Below are 14,021 nucleotides of genomic sequence, written 5' to 3'. Positions count from 1 at the left end.
GCGGTGCGGTGCGTCGTCCTTTAGGCGGGGAGGGCGATGACTGAGACTGCGATGACCCAGACCGAAAACCGTGATGCCACGATCCTTTCCGCTCCCGACATCGAACTCGATGTGCGTGAGACCTTTGGAATCGATATCGACATGAAAGTGCCCGCGTTCTCCCAGGCGGACGAACGCGTGCCCGATCTCGATCCGACTTACGTGTTCGACCCGGACACCACGCTCGCGATCTTGGCTGGCTTTGCCTACAACCGCCGCGTGATGGTGCAGGGCTACCACGGCACCGGCAAGTCGACTCACATCGAGCAGGTGGCCGCGCGTCTCAAGTGGCCATGCATCCGCATCAACCTTGATGCGCACATCAGCCGTATCGACCTTATCGGGCGCGATGCGATCGTGCTGCGCAACGGGATGCAGGTTACCGAATTTCGCGAAGGCCTGCTGCCCTGGGCGCTCCAGCACCCGGTTGCGCTGGTGTTTGATGAATACGACGCGGGCCGCCCCGACGTGATGTTCGTGATCCAGCGCATTCTGGAGACCGAGGGCAAGCTGACCCTGCTCGACCAGAACCGCGTGATCCGTCCCGATCGCAATTTCCGCCTCTTCGCCACGGCGAACACGGTGGGTCTGGGCGATACCTCGGGCCTTTACCATGGCACGCAGCAGATCAACCAGGGCCAGATGGACCGCTGGAACCTCGTCGTCGGGCTCAACTACCTGCCGTCCGAGACCGAAGTTGCGATCGTGACCAAGAAGGTCCCCCAGGTCGCGCCCGAGACGATTGCGCAGATGGTCAAGGTTGCCGATTTTTCGCGTCAGGGTTTCATGAACGGTGATATCTCGACCGTGATGAGCCCGCGCACGGTGATTACCTGGGCGCAGAACACCGCGATCTTCAACGACGTGGGCTTTGCGTTCCGTCTCTCGTTCCTCAACAAGTGCGACGAGACCGAACGGATGCTGGTGGCCGAATACTACCAGCGCGTGTTCGGCGCAGACCTTCCCGAAAGCGTCGTCGGCAAGGCCTGAGCGGCCTTTCTGAACCTTCGCTATCGTGCGAATTCGCGGCACAGGCCCCCTCCTGCGTAAAGGATGAGGGGCCTGCCGTTCTCCGCTGCCGGGCCCCGTGCGCTTGCTTAGGGGGCTGGCAGGGGTATCTTTACCCTCTTTATGATAGACCGGATCGCACAGGGAAATCGTGTGGGGTCGCGGGCGATGCAGCGCACGAGCGCCGAGGGGTTGAGGGAAAAGATCGAAGTCGAACAGGTGCGCAGCCTGTTCGTCAACGCGATGCCGGCCTCGATCACGCTCGGGGCGTTCACGATTTCGGTCGCGGTGGCCTGGCTGGATCATCCCTCGCGCGGGCTCGAAGTTCTGGGCGTGCTGGGCTGGCTGTCGGGGGCGCTGCGCTTAACGCTGACCTTGTTGATGCGTGATCATGCCCAGACCGCCGCTCTCGAACGCCGCGACGCTGCGCGGCTGGAGCGCGCTTTCGCGGTGCCCTACGTGGCCTTTGCCGCGCTGCTCGGGGCGTTCGCAACGCTCGTCTTCCTGCGCCATTCGGCCCAAGTGCATATGCTCGCGATCTGTCTGGTTTTCGGCTATTGCGCTGGGGTTGCGGTGAACTGCGCGCTGCGGCCCTGGCTTGCGATCGCAAGCATGGTTCTGGCCGTGCTGCCGCCAATCCTGGTGGCTTTCTTCACCCACGATGCGGCGCATTTTGCGATGGCGCTGATCGCTTCGGGCTTCCTTTTTGCCGGTGGGCAATCGGTCATCGTGCGCCACCGTGCCTCGCGTCTGGAGATCGGCCAGCGGCTCAGCGCAGCGCTGCTCGCGCGGCACGACACGCTTACCGCCTTGCCCAACCGGCTTGCTCTTGCCGAGTATTTTCGCGAATCCGAACAGGCCGCGCCGCAGCGGCTATGTGCCTTGCATTATCTCGATCTCGACGGGTTCAAGCAGATCAACGATCGCCACGGGCACGGCGTGGGCGATGCGCTGCTGGTCGAAGTGGCCGAGCGGCTGCGCGCATCGGTGCGCACCGGCGACATCGCGGCCCGGTTGGGAGGCGATGAATTCGTGGTCGTCCAGTTCGGCCTGGGTCACCATGGCGAGGCCGACGTGCTGGCCCGGCGTATCGCCGCGGCCATTCGCGCGCCGTTCGTGATCGGCGAGCTGACGCTGAACATCTCCACCAGCGTGGGCACCGCCGTCAGCCAGCAGGCGGCGCAGGGGCTCGAACCCTTACTGATCCAGGCTGACGAACGGCTTTACGCGATCAAGCATCAGCGCAAGAACGCGCCCTATCGGCTGGTTCCGGCCTGAGGTGTCGCCTGCGTCTGGGGCCGTTCAAAGGGCGGCCTTGGCGAAGGGCTTGGGTTTGCCCTCGGCATCGACCGCAACCATCGTGTAGCGCGCGGTGGCCGCGTGGTTGCGGGCGCCGGTGAGCAGTTCCTCGGACCACATCTCGACTTCGACGAGCAGCGAACTGCGCCCAGTCATCCGCACGCGCGGAAGCAGTTCGACCATCGCCCCAGCCTTGATCGGCGAAGCGAAATCGACCCGGCTGGAGGAGGCCATGACCACGATTTCGCGCGCGTGGCGGGTCGCGGCGATGAAAGCGGCCTTGCTCATCAGCTTCATCGCGTCACCACCGAACAGCGTGCCGTGGTGGTTGGTGGAGGTGGGAAAGACGATCTCGACCATGCGCAGCGGCCGATCCGCGTCATCGGCGGGTGACGCGGGTTCGAGCGGGGGCAGCGGCAGGCGTGTTTCCGGGCCCTTGCGCGCGACCATGGTGAACAGGCCGCGGGTCAGGCGGCGCCGCTCGCCGCTCACCGGGGCTTCGGCGGTCACGGTCACTTCGACGTCGAGCGAACTGGTGCCAACGCGGGTGATCGCGCCGCTGACCTCGACCATGTCACCCGTATAACCCGGCGCTTCGAAGTCGATGCGTTGCGAGCAGGCGGTGACGAACGGCGCGCGGCCGTGGCGGGTTGCGGCAAGGAAGGCGATCTTGTCCATGTGCGCAAGCGCCACCCCGCCGAACAGCGTGCCGTGGTGATTGGTGTCGCCCGGAAAGATCATGTCGATGAGTTGGACCGAGGAATCGGTCGAAGGGCGATCAAGGGGGGCGGTCAGGGTCATGTGCGTTTCCCATGTGGGTGAGGGCCGGGCCTTCGGCGCGCGGGCGGCAAGGCGAGGGCTACGGACCGCTGGCCGAAGCGTGCGCCGGCTTCGACGAAAGGGCGCAAGGCCCTGAGACACGCCGACCTTTCGGCCCCCGGCACGGGAAGGTCAAGGCGAACGTCGCCCTGTTCCGGTTGCATTGGATGCAACGCCCGGCGCGTTCGAGCCGTGCGATGGTCTCAGAGTCCTAGGAATAGGCCTCTGGCCAGGGCAGGCCAAGGCTGTGGTGGTAGCCGCGCAGCTCCTCGGGCGTGTCGAGCACCGCGCCGTCACCGGCGATGAACGCCGCCGTAGGTGTAGAGGCATGGCAGGTCGTAGTCGGAGACGTGTTCGCGTCCTTCCGGTGTCGTCAGGCGCCGGGTCAGCGCGTCGGACTTTTCCTTGATGGTCACGGGTTTGGGGGTGACGGTGCCGCGCGCGACCGCGCCGCTTGCACCAAACGTGGTGAAGCTGGGGCAGCGGATGATGATCAGCCGGGGGCCGCGGGTCGAAAATGTCAGGAAGGCGTCGATGTCCTGGCTGATCATGCCGGTTTCAAAGACGAGGGCACGGGCTTGCCGCGAACAGTTCTGGTTCCATTCGTGCGACAGGGCGGGTGACAGATCAGTGCCGGCGCAATGACGTCCCATTTCGCACTTGTCGCCCATGATTGTCCATTCGCGCTTTATGGATTGTCCTGGGAGTGTGTTGGGTTTTCGATCCGATCGATGAATATTGGTGAATTACTTGTATGATGGGTGAATTTTCGTTTTCACGCCTCGGGATAGACGGCCTTGACGAAGTAAAGTCCATCGGGCGGGGCGTTGAGGCCGAGCGCCTGTCGGTCGCGCGCCGCGAGCGCCTGGGCGAGCGCATCCTCCTCCCAGCGGCCCATGCCGACGAGAGCGAGGCAACCGACCATCGAGCGTACCTGGTGGTGCAGGAAGCTGCGCGCCTCGGCCTCGATCAGCACCGTTTCGCCTTCCCGCCGCACGGCGAGGCGGTCGAGCGTCTTGAGCGGGCTTTGCGCCTGGCAGTGGACCGAGCGGAAGGTGGTGAAGTCGTGCCGTCCGACCAGGCTCTGCGCCGCGCGATCCATCGCCGCGTGGTCGAGTGGCCGGGTGATGTGCCAGGCCTTGCCGCGCTCGAGGGTGAGCGGGGCGCGGCGGTTGGCGATGCGGTAGACATAGGCGCGGCCTACGCAGGAAAAGCGGGCATGCCAGTCGTCAGGAACCACCTCGCAGGCGGTCACGGCCACCGGATCGGGCCGCATCCGCGCGTTGAGCGCTTCCATCAGGCGAAACGGTTCGAACGGCTTTGCGATATCGACATGGGCGCGCATGGCGAGCGCGTGGACGCCCGAATCGGTGCGCCCGGCGGCGTGCATGATAACCGTCTCGCCCGTCACCGCATGCGCCGCATCCTCGACCGATTGCTGGACCGAAGGGCCGTGCGACTGGCGCTGGAGCCCCATGAAGGGGGCGCCGTCGAACTCGATGGTCAGCGCAAAGCGGGTCATGCCAGGACCGTTCCTGCCGGAACGGGTTTGCCGCGCAGCAGATCGCCCGAGGCCATCGCGGGTTTGCCCGCCCGCTGGATGCGGGTGATACGCAAGGCGCGGGTGCCGCAAGCAACGCTCAGGCCATCGTCGAGCGTGACGCCGGCGTTGCCCGCACCCGCGACGATCTCGGCTTCGAGCACCTTGTAGCGTTCGCCTTCGAATTCGAAGAAGGCGCCGGGGGCGGGCATGAACGCGCGCACCTGCCGCTCGATTGCTTCGGCGCTCCGGGTGAAATCGATCCGCGCCTCGGCCTTGTCGATCTTGCTGGCGTAAGTCGCCCCGTCTTCGGGCTGGGTGACCGGGCGATGGATGGCGAGGTCGCGCAAGGTTGCGACCATCAGTTGCGCGCCCTTTTGCGCGAGTTCCTCGGTCAGTTCGCCGGCAGTCTTGCGCTCGATCAGGGTGCGCAGCGTGGCCAGCATGGGGCCGGTGTCGAGGCCCTTTTCCATCTGCATGATGGTGACCCCGGTGGTCGGATCGCCGGCCAGGATCGCGCGCTGGATCGGCGCCGCGCCGCGCCAGCGCGGCAGGATCGAGGCGTGGATGTTGAGGCAGCCGTGGCGCGGCGCGTCGAGCACCGCCTGCGGCAGGATCAGCCCATAGGCGGCGACCACCGCGACATCGGCTTTGAGCGCGGCAAAGGCCGCCTTTTCCACCTCGCCGCGCAGTGAGGCGGGCGTGCGCACCTCGAAGCCACGCGCCTCGGCGGCCTTGTGGACCGGGGTTGGCGTCAACTCGCGGCCGCGCCGTCCGCCGGGACGGGGCGGCTGCGAATAGACCGCAACGATCTCGTGCCCCGCATCGGCCAGCGCTTCGAGCGCGGGGACCGCGAAATCGGGGGTTCCCATGAAGATGATGCGCATGCTTGTGGGCAACTCCCTTGACCAGACCCGTGCCGGGCTTGCCGCCCGGCAGGGCGACGCCCTATCTCTCTCGCCATGGCATCGCAAGAGATCGAGACACTGACCGCTGCGCTGGCCCGCTTGCCCGGGCTCGGTCCGCGTTCGGCGCGCCGCGCGGTTCTCTGGCTGATCAAGCGGCGTGAAACCTCGCTGGTGCAGCTGCTCGAGGCGCTCGGTGCGGTGCGCGAAACGCTGGTCGAATGCGCGACCTGCGGCAATGTCGACACTACCGACCCGTGCGCGATCTGTGCCGATCCGCGCCGCGATCAGCGCTCGATCTGCGTGGTGGAGGATGTCGCAGACCTCTGGGCGCTCGACCGCGCGCACCTGTTTACCGGGCGTTATCATGTGCTTGGCGGGCATCTCTCGGCGCTGGACGGGGTGCGGCCCGAAGATCTGGCGATCGACAGCCTGCTCGCGCGGGTGAGCGCTGGGGGTATCGACGAGGTGCTGCTGGCGATGAACGCCACGCTCGAGGGGCAGACCACCGCGCACTACATCGCCGAACGTCTCGAAGGGCTGCCGGTGCGCGTCACGCAATTGGCGCATGGCCTGCCGGTGGGCGGCGAACTCGACTATCTCGACGAGGGAACGCTGGCGCAGGCGATCCGCGCCCGCCGTCCGCTGGCCTGATCGTCGCCTGTTTCGGCAGCTTTCTCGATTGCGGTGATCGCACGCGCAATCTTGCGCGAAGCGGCAAGCGCGATTATCTGCACGTCATGGCTATCCGCGAAATCCTTGAAGTCCCCAACCCTGTCCTCAAGCAGGTCTCCGAGCCCGTCACCACGTTCGACGATGCGCTCAAGACCCTTGTCGAGGACATGTTCGAGACGATGTACGATGCTCCGGGCATCGGTCTTGCCGCGATCCAGGTGGGCGTGCCGCTGCGCGTTCTGGTGATCGATCTCCAGCCCGACGATCCCGATGCCGAGCCCGAGGTGTGCAACCACGGCGGGCACCAGCACACGCACCAGCCGACGAAAAAGGAGCCGCGGGTGTTCATCAACCCGGTGATCCTCGATCCGTCGGATGACCTGAGCGTCTATCAGGAAGGCTGCCTTTCGGTGCCCGAGATCTACGCCGACGTCGAACGCCCGGCGACCTGCCGCGTGCGGTATCAGGACCTTGACGGCACCGAGCACGAAGAGGCGCTCGAAGGTCTTCTGGCGACCTGCCTGCAGCACGAGATGGACCATCTCGAGGGCATTCTTTTCATCGACCACCTCTCGCGCCTCAAGCGGCAGATGGCGCTGCGCAAGCTCGAAAAGCTGCGCCGCGCGGCGTGATCGCCCGATCTTGAGGATAACCGGCCAAGAGGGCTGGCGTTCCTGAATTGTTCTCGTTAAAGTGGCGGCATGGATATCACCATTGCCGCCATTTTTGCGCTCGTCGTCGGTCTCGTTCTGGGCTGGTTCTTCGGCTCTCGCCCTATTGCCGAGGCGCGCGCGCAGCTTGCCACGAGGGAGCGCGAGGCGCGCGAGCAGGATGACCGGTTCAAGGCCGCGATTCGCGACCTGGCGAGCGCGAGCGAGCGGGCGACGCGCGCCGATGCGCTGGCCGATGCGCTCGATCGTGAACGCCGGGAGCACGCGGCTCAGGCCGATCGCTTGCGGGCGGAAGCGGGCGCCACGCTCGACCGGCTGCGCGCCGAGGCGACCGAGCGCTTCGACGCCGCGCGCAAAGGCTATGACGCGGACCTCGCTGCGCTCGCGGAACGGTACCGCAAGGCGTCGGACGAATTGTCCACGCTGCGCGAAAAGACCGCCAATTTCGACGAACAGAAGCGCCTCCTGATCGAAGCGCAGGATGCGCTGCGCAAGGAATTCGAAGCCGCCGGGGCCAAAGTCCTCGAAGGCGCGCAGGAGGCGTTCCTGCGCCGCGCCAGCTCGCGCTTCGAGGAAAGCGAGAAGGCCAGCGCCGAGCGGATCGCGACGCTGCTGGCGCCCGTGCGCACCACGCTCAAGAGCTACGAGGAGCAGGTTGCCCAGCTTGAGGCCAAGCGTGTCGATGCCTTCGGCCAGCTCAACGGCCAGATCGAGGCGCTGCGCGTCGGGCAGGAGCAAGTGCGCATCGAAGCGCTGCGGCTGGGCAACAGCCTGCGCAACGCGCCCAAGGCGCGCGGGCGCTGGGGCGAGCAGCAGCTCAAGAACGTGCTCGAACAGTGCGGCCTGACCGAACACACCGATTTCGAGACCGAACAGTCGATCGAGACGGAGGACGGGCGCCTGCGCCCTGATGCGATTGTGCGCGTGCCGGGCAACAAGCAGCTTGTGATCGATGCCAAGGTCTCGCTCAACGCCTATCAGGATGCGTTCGAGGCCGAGGACGAGGATACCCGGATCGGCTTTCTTGACCAGCACGCCGCCTCGATGCGCAATCACATCAAGACGCTGGGCGACAAGAGCTACCAGAGCCAGTTCGACAACGCGCCCGATTACGTCATCATGTTCGTGCCGGGCGAACATTTCATCGCGGCCGCGCTCGAACACGATTCGGGGCTGTGGGACTACGCCTTCGAACGCAAGGTGCTGCTGGCGAGCCCGACCAACCTCGTCGCGATCTGCCGCACCATCGCGCAGGTCTGGCAGCAGGAGGGCCTGGCCCGCGAAGCGCGCGAGATCGGCAAGCTGGGCAGCGATCTTTACGATAGCCTCGCCAAGACGCAGGAAGACCTGGGCAAGGTCGGCGTCCATCTTGGCCGCGCGGTCAACAGTTTCAACGACTTTGCGCGCACATACGAAGGCAATGTGCTGAGCCGGGCGCGGCGCCTGTCGGAAAAGCACATCAAGATCGGCAAGCGCGAAGTCGTCGATGAGGTCGCCATGGTCGAGACCGCGCCGCGCTTTGCCGACAATCTGCTTCCCGAAAGCACCGAGCCGGGCGCGTGAGGGTCAGTCGGGTACGCGGATGAGTTCTGCGGTGTGGCCGCTCGACTGCAAGGTCATGCGGTCGTCCTGAAGGATGATGCGCGGGGTCGCGGCGAGCAGGGATCCCACCGCCTTTTCCTGGTCCCAGGCTGGGGCTGGGCAGGCCATTTCGGTCTGCACGAGCGGTCCGGCGATGAGGCGGTCCTCGCTGATGCGCCAGGGGCCGGTGATGCGGTTGCAGCCTACCAGCACCGAAATTTCCCCACGCGCGAAACGGATGTCGGCGGCGTCGGAAATCGGACGCTGCCCATCGATCAGCTCGAAACTCCACTGGCTGCGTGTGAGATGCGAACTCTCCCCCGTTGGCGCGCAGGCGCCCAGAGCCAGAGCCGCCAGCAAGGGGCAAGCGAAAGGGGAAAAGGGCATGGATCGCGCCATCGATGCCAATGTGCCACGAAACGGATGAGAGGGGGATGAACGCGCGGTCCAATCTGCGCCGATTTGGCTCGAACGCGGGCTTTGTGCAGGAGCGTGCGGAGCGAAGGGGCGTTTGAAGGGCATTGGCCTGTGCGATGAAAGCCATGCGATTGGGAAAATCGGGTGAGATGATGTCGAGGCCTGTCGTCCTTACGTTATCCGGACGGTGCAGTGCCTTTCCTGCGCTCACCGCTGGTTCAGACTGGCAAGCGCGACAGAAGGGAAGCAAGGGGGGGCTTGAATCCTGCAGCATTTCTCAGTCAGGTGGAATGACCTGACGGGTCAGAAAATGCGTAAAAGCAAAGGTCTGGAGCGATCGATCCGATGCAGTCGGATCGAAGGGCGCTCTAAGTATCCAAATGGGCCAGCGCTTCGTAGGCCAGCACTGCGCCGGCTACCGCGGCGTTGAGGCTGTCGGCGCGGCCGCGCATCGGGATCGTGACGCGCAGGTCGCAGGCTTGCTCGTACTCGGCCGGAAGCCCTTGCGATTCGTTGCCGACCATCAGGAAGCACGGCGCTGCGTAGGGCGCCTTACGGTAGTCAGTCGGATCGCGCAGCGAGGCCGCGACGAGCTGCCCTTCGTCCTCGCGCAGCCAGTCGGTGAATTCGTCCCAGCGGGCCAGAGCCACTTTTTGGGTAAAGATCGCGCCCATGCTGGCGCGCACCGCTTCGACCGAGAACGGATCGGCGCAATCGTCGATCAGGATTACGCCGCCCGCGCCCACGGCATCGCCGGTGCGCAGCATCGTGCCAAGGTTCCCGGGATCGCGCAGGGCCTGCGCGACGAGCCAGATCGGTGCGGCGCGTCGGTCAAGGTTGGCAAGGCGGGTGTCGAATTCGGCAAAGACCCCGGCCACGGCCTGGGGGTTGTCCTTGCCGGTCACCTTGGCGAGGATTTCCTGATCCATTTCGACCACTTCGCCGCCGGCCGCGGCGACCGCCTGTTCAAGCTGGTCGAGCAGCGGATGGGGCGCGCGCCCAATCGCCATGACGAGCATTTCGGGCAGGATGCCCGATTCGCGCGCGTCGGTGAGCAGGCGCAGGCCTTCGGCCAGAAAACGCTGTTCGCGCTTGCGGTACTTCTTGTCGCGCAGCGAGCGCAGGAACTTGACCAGCGGGTTGGAAAAGCCGGTGATGGTGCGGCGGTACGTCACGTGGGAAACCTTGTCCTCAATCGCGGCCTTCGCCGAATCCGTCGCGCACGAGATCGGCCAGCCGCACCAGCGCTTCGGCGGCACCGTCGCCACCGCACACGATCTCGATCGAATCGCCCTTGGCGGCACCCAGCATCATCAGGCCCAGAATCGAATTGCCCAGCGCCGACGAACCGTCCTTGACGACGGTCACGCTCACTTCGCCTGGCAGATCGGTGACATGGTTGACGAACTTGGCACTCGCCCTGGCATGAAGCCCACGTTTGTTAACGATAATGACCGATTCACGGCATTCGTTCATGCATCCTGCCCCAGGTATTCGCTTGCGATGGTAATGTAATTGCGACCCGCTTCGCGCGCGGCCGAGGCCGCATCGCGCACCGACATGCACGCGCGCGCCTTGGCGAGACGGATCAGCATCGGCAGGTTGATCCCTGCGATCACTTCGACCTTGCCCGCTTCCATTAGCGAAATTGCCAGATTGGAAGGCGTCCCGCCGAACAGGTCGGTAAGGATAATCACGCCTTCGCCGCTGTTGACGGTTTCGATCGCCTTGGCGATCTCGGCGCGGCGCCGTTCCATGTCGTCGTTGGGGCCGATGCATACGGTTGCCACGGCGGTTTGATCGCCGACGACATGTTCCATGGCGTGCACAAACTCTTCGGCCAGATTGCCGTGAGTGACCAGAATCATACCGATCATGTTGAAGAAGCGCTCCGAATACCCTGCAGATGCCCCCGGGTATTATGCTGTCTTTTCACGGCGCGGCCCTCCCTCGAGAAGATCGGCTGCTCGCGAGCCCAGGTTGCGATGCAGCAATGTGGGCGAAAAACCCGCGTTGCGCAAGGCCATTGCCATCTGTTCTGCCATGAATACCGACCGATGGCGTCCGCCGGTGCAGCCAAAGGCGACATGGACGTAGCTTTTGCCCTGCGCCTTGTAGCGCGGCAGGAGCAGGAGCAGGAGGCCCAGGATGCGCTCGAAAGCCTCGGCAAAGGCCGGGTCCTTGCGGATATGATCACCCACGGGCGCGTCGAGTCCGGTCTGCGGGCGCAGTTCCGGGTCCCAGTGCGGGTTGTCGAGAAAGCGCATGTCGAAAACCAGATCGGCCAGCGGGGGCATGCCACGCGAAAATCCGAAACTGGAGATGGTGAGGGTGGTATCCTCGGGCGCCGTGTCGGCAAACCGTTCGCGAATCGTGCGCTGGAGATCGTTGGACGTGAATTCGCTGGTGTCGATCAGGAGATCCGCCCAGCGGCGCAAGGGCGCAAGCAGATCGCGCTCGGCGCGAATGCCGGTGGCGACGGGTGCATCGGCGGCGAGCGCGTGACGCCGCCGGGTCTCGTTGTAGCGCCGTTCCAGTTCCTGGCTGTTGCAGTCGAGGAACAGCGTGGAGACGGAAATGTCCCGTCGTTCCCCCAGTGCCTTCACCTGGGCGATGACGCGTTCGGGATCGAATCCGCGGGTGCGCGAATCGAAGCCGATCGCCAGCGGGGTATCGCCCCCGCCGTTGCGATCGTGGGGGGTGTCGAGCAGGCCTTCGAGCATGCGCACGGGGAAATTGTCGATGATCTCCCAGCCCAGATCCTCGAGCACGCGCAGCACCGTGGTTTTGCCTGCGCCCAACATGCCGGTGACCAGGAGGATGCACTGGCGCGCGGCCTCGGCCTGGCTGGCGTCACGCTGGCTGGCCTCAAGCTGGCAGATATCAGACTTGGCGCTACTGGCAGGTCGTCCGGAGGCATCGGCGCCTTCGGCCTGTTCGAGTTGATCGCTCATGGAATCGTTTTGCGCCCGCCGTATCGGAAAGGAAAGGGAGTTATTGGTCTAATGCACCGCTGATTTACCGGTACGCGCGCAAGGTTGGAGTGCGGTATCAAAGCGCGAGGCCATACGTCGCAAGGGCCAGTTCGGCCTTGATCGCCAGCGGGCCCGAGCGGGGCCAGAGCGCGAGAGACGGCAGCGCGATTCCGCCGCGTTCGATCGGTGCGGGGCCTTCGACGAAGCGCGGGGCGTTCTCGTCGAGGCGCAGGACGAGGCACACCGGTGCGCGCTCGCAAAATGGCGTGGCAAGCACGCCCAGATTGCGCACTTCGATCAGGCCTCGAGTATTGGGGTGAGGGCGGGCGATGAGGCGATCCGCCTCGCGTACGAGGTGTAGGCCATCGTCGCCGATGAGCCGGGCGCCGCGATCGATCAGCTCGAGCGCGAGCGAGGTCTTGCCGCTGCCGGGCGCACCTTCGATGAGCACCGCGCGCCCGGCGATGGCGACGGCGGTGGCCTGATAGGCCAGCGGGGACGGGGCGTTCATGCCGCGCTCGGCCACTGGGGCAGGGTGATGACGAAACAGCCGCCGCGCGCGCTGTCGGCGCGGTCGGTCGCAAAGAGCGTGCCCGAGTGTGCTTCGACGATGGTGCGCGCGATCGACAGGCCCAGGCCCGAATGGCGTCCGAATTCCTCGCTCGAGGGCCGCAGCGAGTGGAACCGTTCGAAGATCCGTTCGCGCGCGGCGATGGGAATTCCCGGCCCGCGATCGGCGATGGCGATGCGCACCTTGCCGCGCAGGGCCTCGAGCGTGACGTCGATCGGTGCACCCTCGGGTGAGAACGAGACGGCGTTGTCGAGCAGGTTCTGGAACACGCGTTCGAGCCGGGGCGCATCGCCCGGAACCACCAGCGGGCCGGCGCCGACTTGCGCGATGGTGATCGCGCAGGTCCCGTTGACGCCGCGCTGGCTACGCTCGGTGGCGAGCGCGCGGACCAGGCTGGCGATGTCCACCGGTTCGAAGGTGGTTCGGCTGAGCTGGGCGTCGATACGGCTGGCGTCGGCGATTTCGGTAACCAGGAAATCGATCCGGCGCACATCGTCCTTGGCGATCGCGATGAGCTGGCTGTGGAGCTGCGGGTCCTCGACCCGGTCGAGGTTTTCGAGCGCGCTGCGCAGCGAGGTGAGCGGGTTCTTGAGTTCGTGCGCGACGTCGGCGGCAAACCGCTCGACCGCATCGATGCGCTGGCGCAGCGCGCCGGTCATGTCCGAGACCGCGCGGGCGAGCAGGCCGATCTCGTCACGCCGGTCGGGCAGGCGGGGGACGACCACGCTGCGCTCGCGCCCGAGCCTTACGCGCACGGTCGCGCGCACCAGTTTGCGCAAGGGTTCGACGATGGTGCGGGCAAGGAACAGCGACAGGAGGATCGAAACCATCAGCGCACCGCCCACGATGATGGCGAGGGTCTGGCGTGCCATGCGCACGTTTTCGGTGATATCGCGCGCGTTGCGGGTGGAAAGGAGAACCTGCCCGCTGTCGCCTATCGGGGTCGCGGCGATAATCACCGGGGTCTGGTCGGGGGCTTCCTTCTGATCGATCACGGTGTCGTCGCGGGCCAGGGCCTGCCGGGCTTCGGGCCAGGCGCCAATGCTGCGCTCGCTCGGGTCGCGGTAGCGCGCAATGCGCGGGGCGCCGAGCAGGAAGTCCATGCCGCGATCGAGCAGGCGCGCGGCGTCCTGCAGCCAGGGTTCGCTGGCCGGGTCGATCAGGTTGTAGGTGGGCGGGGCCAGCTCGAAACTGTCGGCCATGAGCTGCCCGTCCGCCGCGAAGACGCGCAGGCGCAGCGTCTGGACGCGCCCGATGCGCACCATGAGTTCGCTGCGCCGGGCCGCGCTCTGCCCGGCGAGCGCATCGGCGGTAATCTCGACTTCGCTGCGCGCCAGGCGGTAGCGCTCGTCGAGCAGTTCGCTGCGGTAGCTGTCGATGTAGAACAGGCTGCCGGCGAGCAGCGCGAGCGCGATGATGTTGACCGCGAGGATGCGCGCGGTGAGCGAGACGCGCCAGGACAGCCCGAGGCGCACCGAGAGCGGAGCGGCGATGCGCGCGTGCGATCGCTCGGCCATGGGC

The 14,021-nt window shown here is 65.8% G+C and carries 16 protein-coding genes; 5 read left to right on the top strand and 11 right to left on the bottom strand.

Annotation, left to right across the window (positions count from 1 at the left end; all coding sequences use genetic code 11):
* The first annotated feature begins 36 nt into the window (after nt 1-36).
* Nucleotides 37-1,029, top strand: coding sequence for a cobaltochelatase subunit CobS (gene cobS, locus MTR62_RS00785; protein WP_244016350.1), 993 nt, complete (start codon nt 37-39; stop codon nt 1,027-1,029).
* 186 nt (nt 1,030-1,215) lie between these two features.
* The gene (locus MTR62_RS00780; protein ID WP_244016348.1) at nt 1,216-2,325 is read left to right on the top strand and encodes a GGDEF domain-containing protein; all 1,110 of its coding nucleotides are present in this window, start codon (nt 1,216-1,218) and stop codon (nt 2,323-2,325) included.
* 24 nt (nt 2,326-2,349) lie between these two features.
* Here the strand turns inward: MTR62_RS00780 and MTR62_RS00775 are convergent, their stop codons facing one another.
* From MTR62_RS00775 to fmt, 4 genes are all read right to left on the bottom strand, one after another.
* Nucleotides 2,350-3,147, bottom strand: a complete 798-nt coding sequence (locus tag MTR62_RS00775) for an acyl-CoA thioesterase (protein ID WP_244016346.1) — start codon at nt 3,145-3,147, stop codon at nt 2,350-2,352.
* A gap of 311 nt (nt 3,148-3,458) precedes the next feature.
* A complete protein-coding gene (locus tag MTR62_RS00770; protein ID WP_244016344.1) occupies nt 3,459-3,836 on the bottom strand; it encodes a hypothetical protein in 378 nt (125 codons plus the stop codon).
* Nucleotides 3,837-3,940: 104 nt separating this feature from the next.
* Complete coding sequence (gene truA, locus MTR62_RS00765; protein ID WP_244016342.1) at nt 3,941-4,687, bottom strand: tRNA pseudouridine(38-40) synthase TruA; 747 nt, start codon at nt 4,685-4,687, stop codon at nt 3,941-3,943.
* Complete coding sequence (gene fmt, locus MTR62_RS00760) at nt 4,684-5,592, bottom strand: methionyl-tRNA formyltransferase (protein WP_244016340.1); 909 nt, start codon at nt 5,590-5,592, stop codon at nt 4,684-4,686. Before fmt ends, truA begins: the two co-directional genes overlap by 4 nt.
* A 75-nt stretch (nt 5,593-5,667) precedes the next feature.
* Between fmt and recR the strand changes: the two genes are divergently transcribed.
* The 3 genes from recR (at nt 5,668) to rmuC (ending at nt 8,519) form a co-directional block, all read left to right on the top strand.
* Nucleotides 5,668-6,264 (top strand): recombination mediator RecR, encoded by a 597-nt coding sequence (recR, locus tag MTR62_RS00755; protein WP_244016339.1) that lies wholly within the window; start codon nt 5,668-5,670, stop codon nt 6,262-6,264.
* 86 nt (nt 6,265-6,350) lie between these two features.
* Nucleotides 6,351-6,917: a peptide deformylase gene (def, locus tag MTR62_RS00750; RefSeq protein WP_244016337.1), complete on the top strand. Its 567-nt coding sequence runs from the start codon at nt 6,351-6,353 to the stop codon at nt 6,915-6,917.
* Between the two features lie 69 nt (nt 6,918-6,986).
* The gene (gene rmuC / locus MTR62_RS00745; RefSeq protein ID WP_244016335.1) at nt 6,987-8,519 is read left to right on the top strand and encodes a DNA recombination protein RmuC; all 1,533 of its coding nucleotides are present in this window, start codon (nt 6,987-6,989) and stop codon (nt 8,517-8,519) included.
* A 3-nt stretch (nt 8,520-8,522) separates the two neighbouring features.
* Here the strand turns inward: rmuC and MTR62_RS00740 are convergent, their stop codons facing one another.
* The 7 genes from MTR62_RS00740 to MTR62_RS00710 form a co-directional block, all read right to left on the bottom strand.
* Nucleotides 8,523-8,924 (bottom strand): META domain-containing protein, encoded by a 402-nt coding sequence (locus MTR62_RS00740; protein ID WP_244016333.1) that lies wholly within the window; start codon nt 8,922-8,924, stop codon nt 8,523-8,525.
* A 398-nt stretch (nt 8,925-9,322) separates the two neighbouring features.
* Entirely contained in the window at nt 9,323-10,129 is an 807-nt protein-coding gene (locus MTR62_RS00735; RefSeq protein WP_244016332.1) for a TrmH family RNA methyltransferase, read from the bottom strand.
* A 16-nt stretch (nt 10,130-10,145) separates the two neighbouring features.
* Nucleotides 10,146-10,430, bottom strand: a complete 285-nt coding sequence (locus MTR62_RS00730) for an HPr family phosphocarrier protein (protein WP_244016330.1) — start codon at nt 10,428-10,430, stop codon at nt 10,146-10,148.
* Nucleotides 10,427-10,831, bottom strand: a complete 405-nt coding sequence (locus MTR62_RS00725; protein ID WP_244016329.1) for a PTS sugar transporter subunit IIA — start codon at nt 10,829-10,831, stop codon at nt 10,427-10,429. Before MTR62_RS00725 ends, MTR62_RS00730 begins: the two co-directional genes overlap by 4 nt.
* A 42-nt stretch (nt 10,832-10,873) precedes the next feature.
* The gene (gene rapZ, locus MTR62_RS00720) at nt 10,874-11,908 is read right to left on the bottom strand and encodes an RNase adapter RapZ (RefSeq protein ID WP_268739578.1); all 1,035 of its coding nucleotides are present in this window, start codon (nt 11,906-11,908) and stop codon (nt 10,874-10,876) included.
* A gap of 97 nt (nt 11,909-12,005) precedes the next feature.
* Nucleotides 12,006-12,440: an HPr kinase/phosphorylase gene (locus tag MTR62_RS00715; RefSeq protein WP_244016327.1), complete on the bottom strand. Its 435-nt coding sequence runs from the start codon at nt 12,438-12,440 to the stop codon at nt 12,006-12,008.
* The gene (locus MTR62_RS00710; RefSeq protein WP_244016325.1) at nt 12,437-14,017 is read right to left on the bottom strand and encodes a sensor histidine kinase; all 1,581 of its coding nucleotides are present in this window, start codon (nt 14,015-14,017) and stop codon (nt 12,437-12,439) included. The genes MTR62_RS00715 and MTR62_RS00710 overlap by 4 nt, the downstream gene beginning before the upstream one ends.
* Nucleotides 14,018-14,021: the final 4 nt, after the last annotated feature.

Source organism: Novosphingobium organovorum (assembly GCF_022832435.1).
Lineage (GTDB): Bacteria > Pseudomonadota > Alphaproteobacteria > Sphingomonadales > Sphingomonadaceae > Novosphingobium > Novosphingobium organovorum.
This window is presented reverse-complemented; position numbering and strand designations above follow the sequence as displayed.

Bases quoted from the DNA above. Each gene is read 5' to 3' on its own strand.
- truA (WP_244016342.1), bottom strand. From the start codon at position 4,687: ATGACCCGCTTTGCGCTGACCATCGAGTTCGACGGCGCCCCCTTCATG.
- fmt (WP_244016340.1), bottom strand. From the start codon at position 5,592: ATGCGCATCATCTTCATGGGAACCCCCGATTTCGCGGTCCCCGCGCTC.
- MTR62_RS00740 (WP_244016333.1), bottom strand. From the start codon at position 8,924: ATGCCCTTTTCCCCTTTCGCTTGCCCCTTGCTGGCGGCTCTGGCTCTG.
- recR (WP_244016339.1), top strand. From the start codon at position 5,668: ATGGCATCGCAAGAGATCGAGACACTGACCGCTGCGCTGGCCCGCTTG.
- MTR62_RS00780 (WP_244016348.1), top strand. From the start codon at position 1,216: ATGCAGCGCACGAGCGCCGAGGGGTTGAGGGAAAAGATCGAAGTCGAA.
- def (WP_244016337.1), top strand. From the start codon at position 6,351: ATGGCTATCCGCGAAATCCTTGAAGTCCCCAACCCTGTCCTCAAGCAG.
- MTR62_RS00730 (WP_244016330.1), bottom strand. From the start codon at position 10,430: ATGAACGAATGCCGTGAATCGGTCATTATCGTTAACAAACGTGGGCTT.
- MTR62_RS00770 (WP_244016344.1), bottom strand. From the start codon at position 3,836: ATGGGCGACAAGTGCGAAATGGGACGTCATTGCGCCGGCACTGATCTG.
- MTR62_RS00725 (WP_244016329.1), bottom strand. From the start codon at position 10,831: ATGATCGGTATGATTCTGGTCACTCACGGCAATCTGGCCGAAGAGTTT.
- rmuC (WP_244016335.1), top strand. From the start codon at position 6,987: ATGGATATCACCATTGCCGCCATTTTTGCGCTCGTCGTCGGTCTCGTT.
- MTR62_RS00715 (WP_244016327.1), bottom strand. From the start codon at position 12,440: ATGAACGCCCCGTCCCCGCTGGCCTATCAGGCCACCGCCGTCGCCATC.
- rapZ (WP_268739578.1), bottom strand. From the start codon at position 11,908: ATGAGCGATCAACTCGAACAGGCCGAAGGCGCCGATGCCTCCGGACGA.
- cobS (WP_244016350.1), top strand. From the start codon at position 37: ATGACTGAGACTGCGATGACCCAGACCGAAAACCGTGATGCCACGATC.
- MTR62_RS00775 (WP_244016346.1), bottom strand. From the start codon at position 3,147: ATGACCCTGACCGCCCCCCTTGATCGCCCTTCGACCGATTCCTCGGTC.
- MTR62_RS00710 (WP_244016325.1), bottom strand. From the start codon at position 14,017: ATGGCCGAGCGATCGCACGCGCGCATCGCCGCTCCGCTCTCGGTGCGC.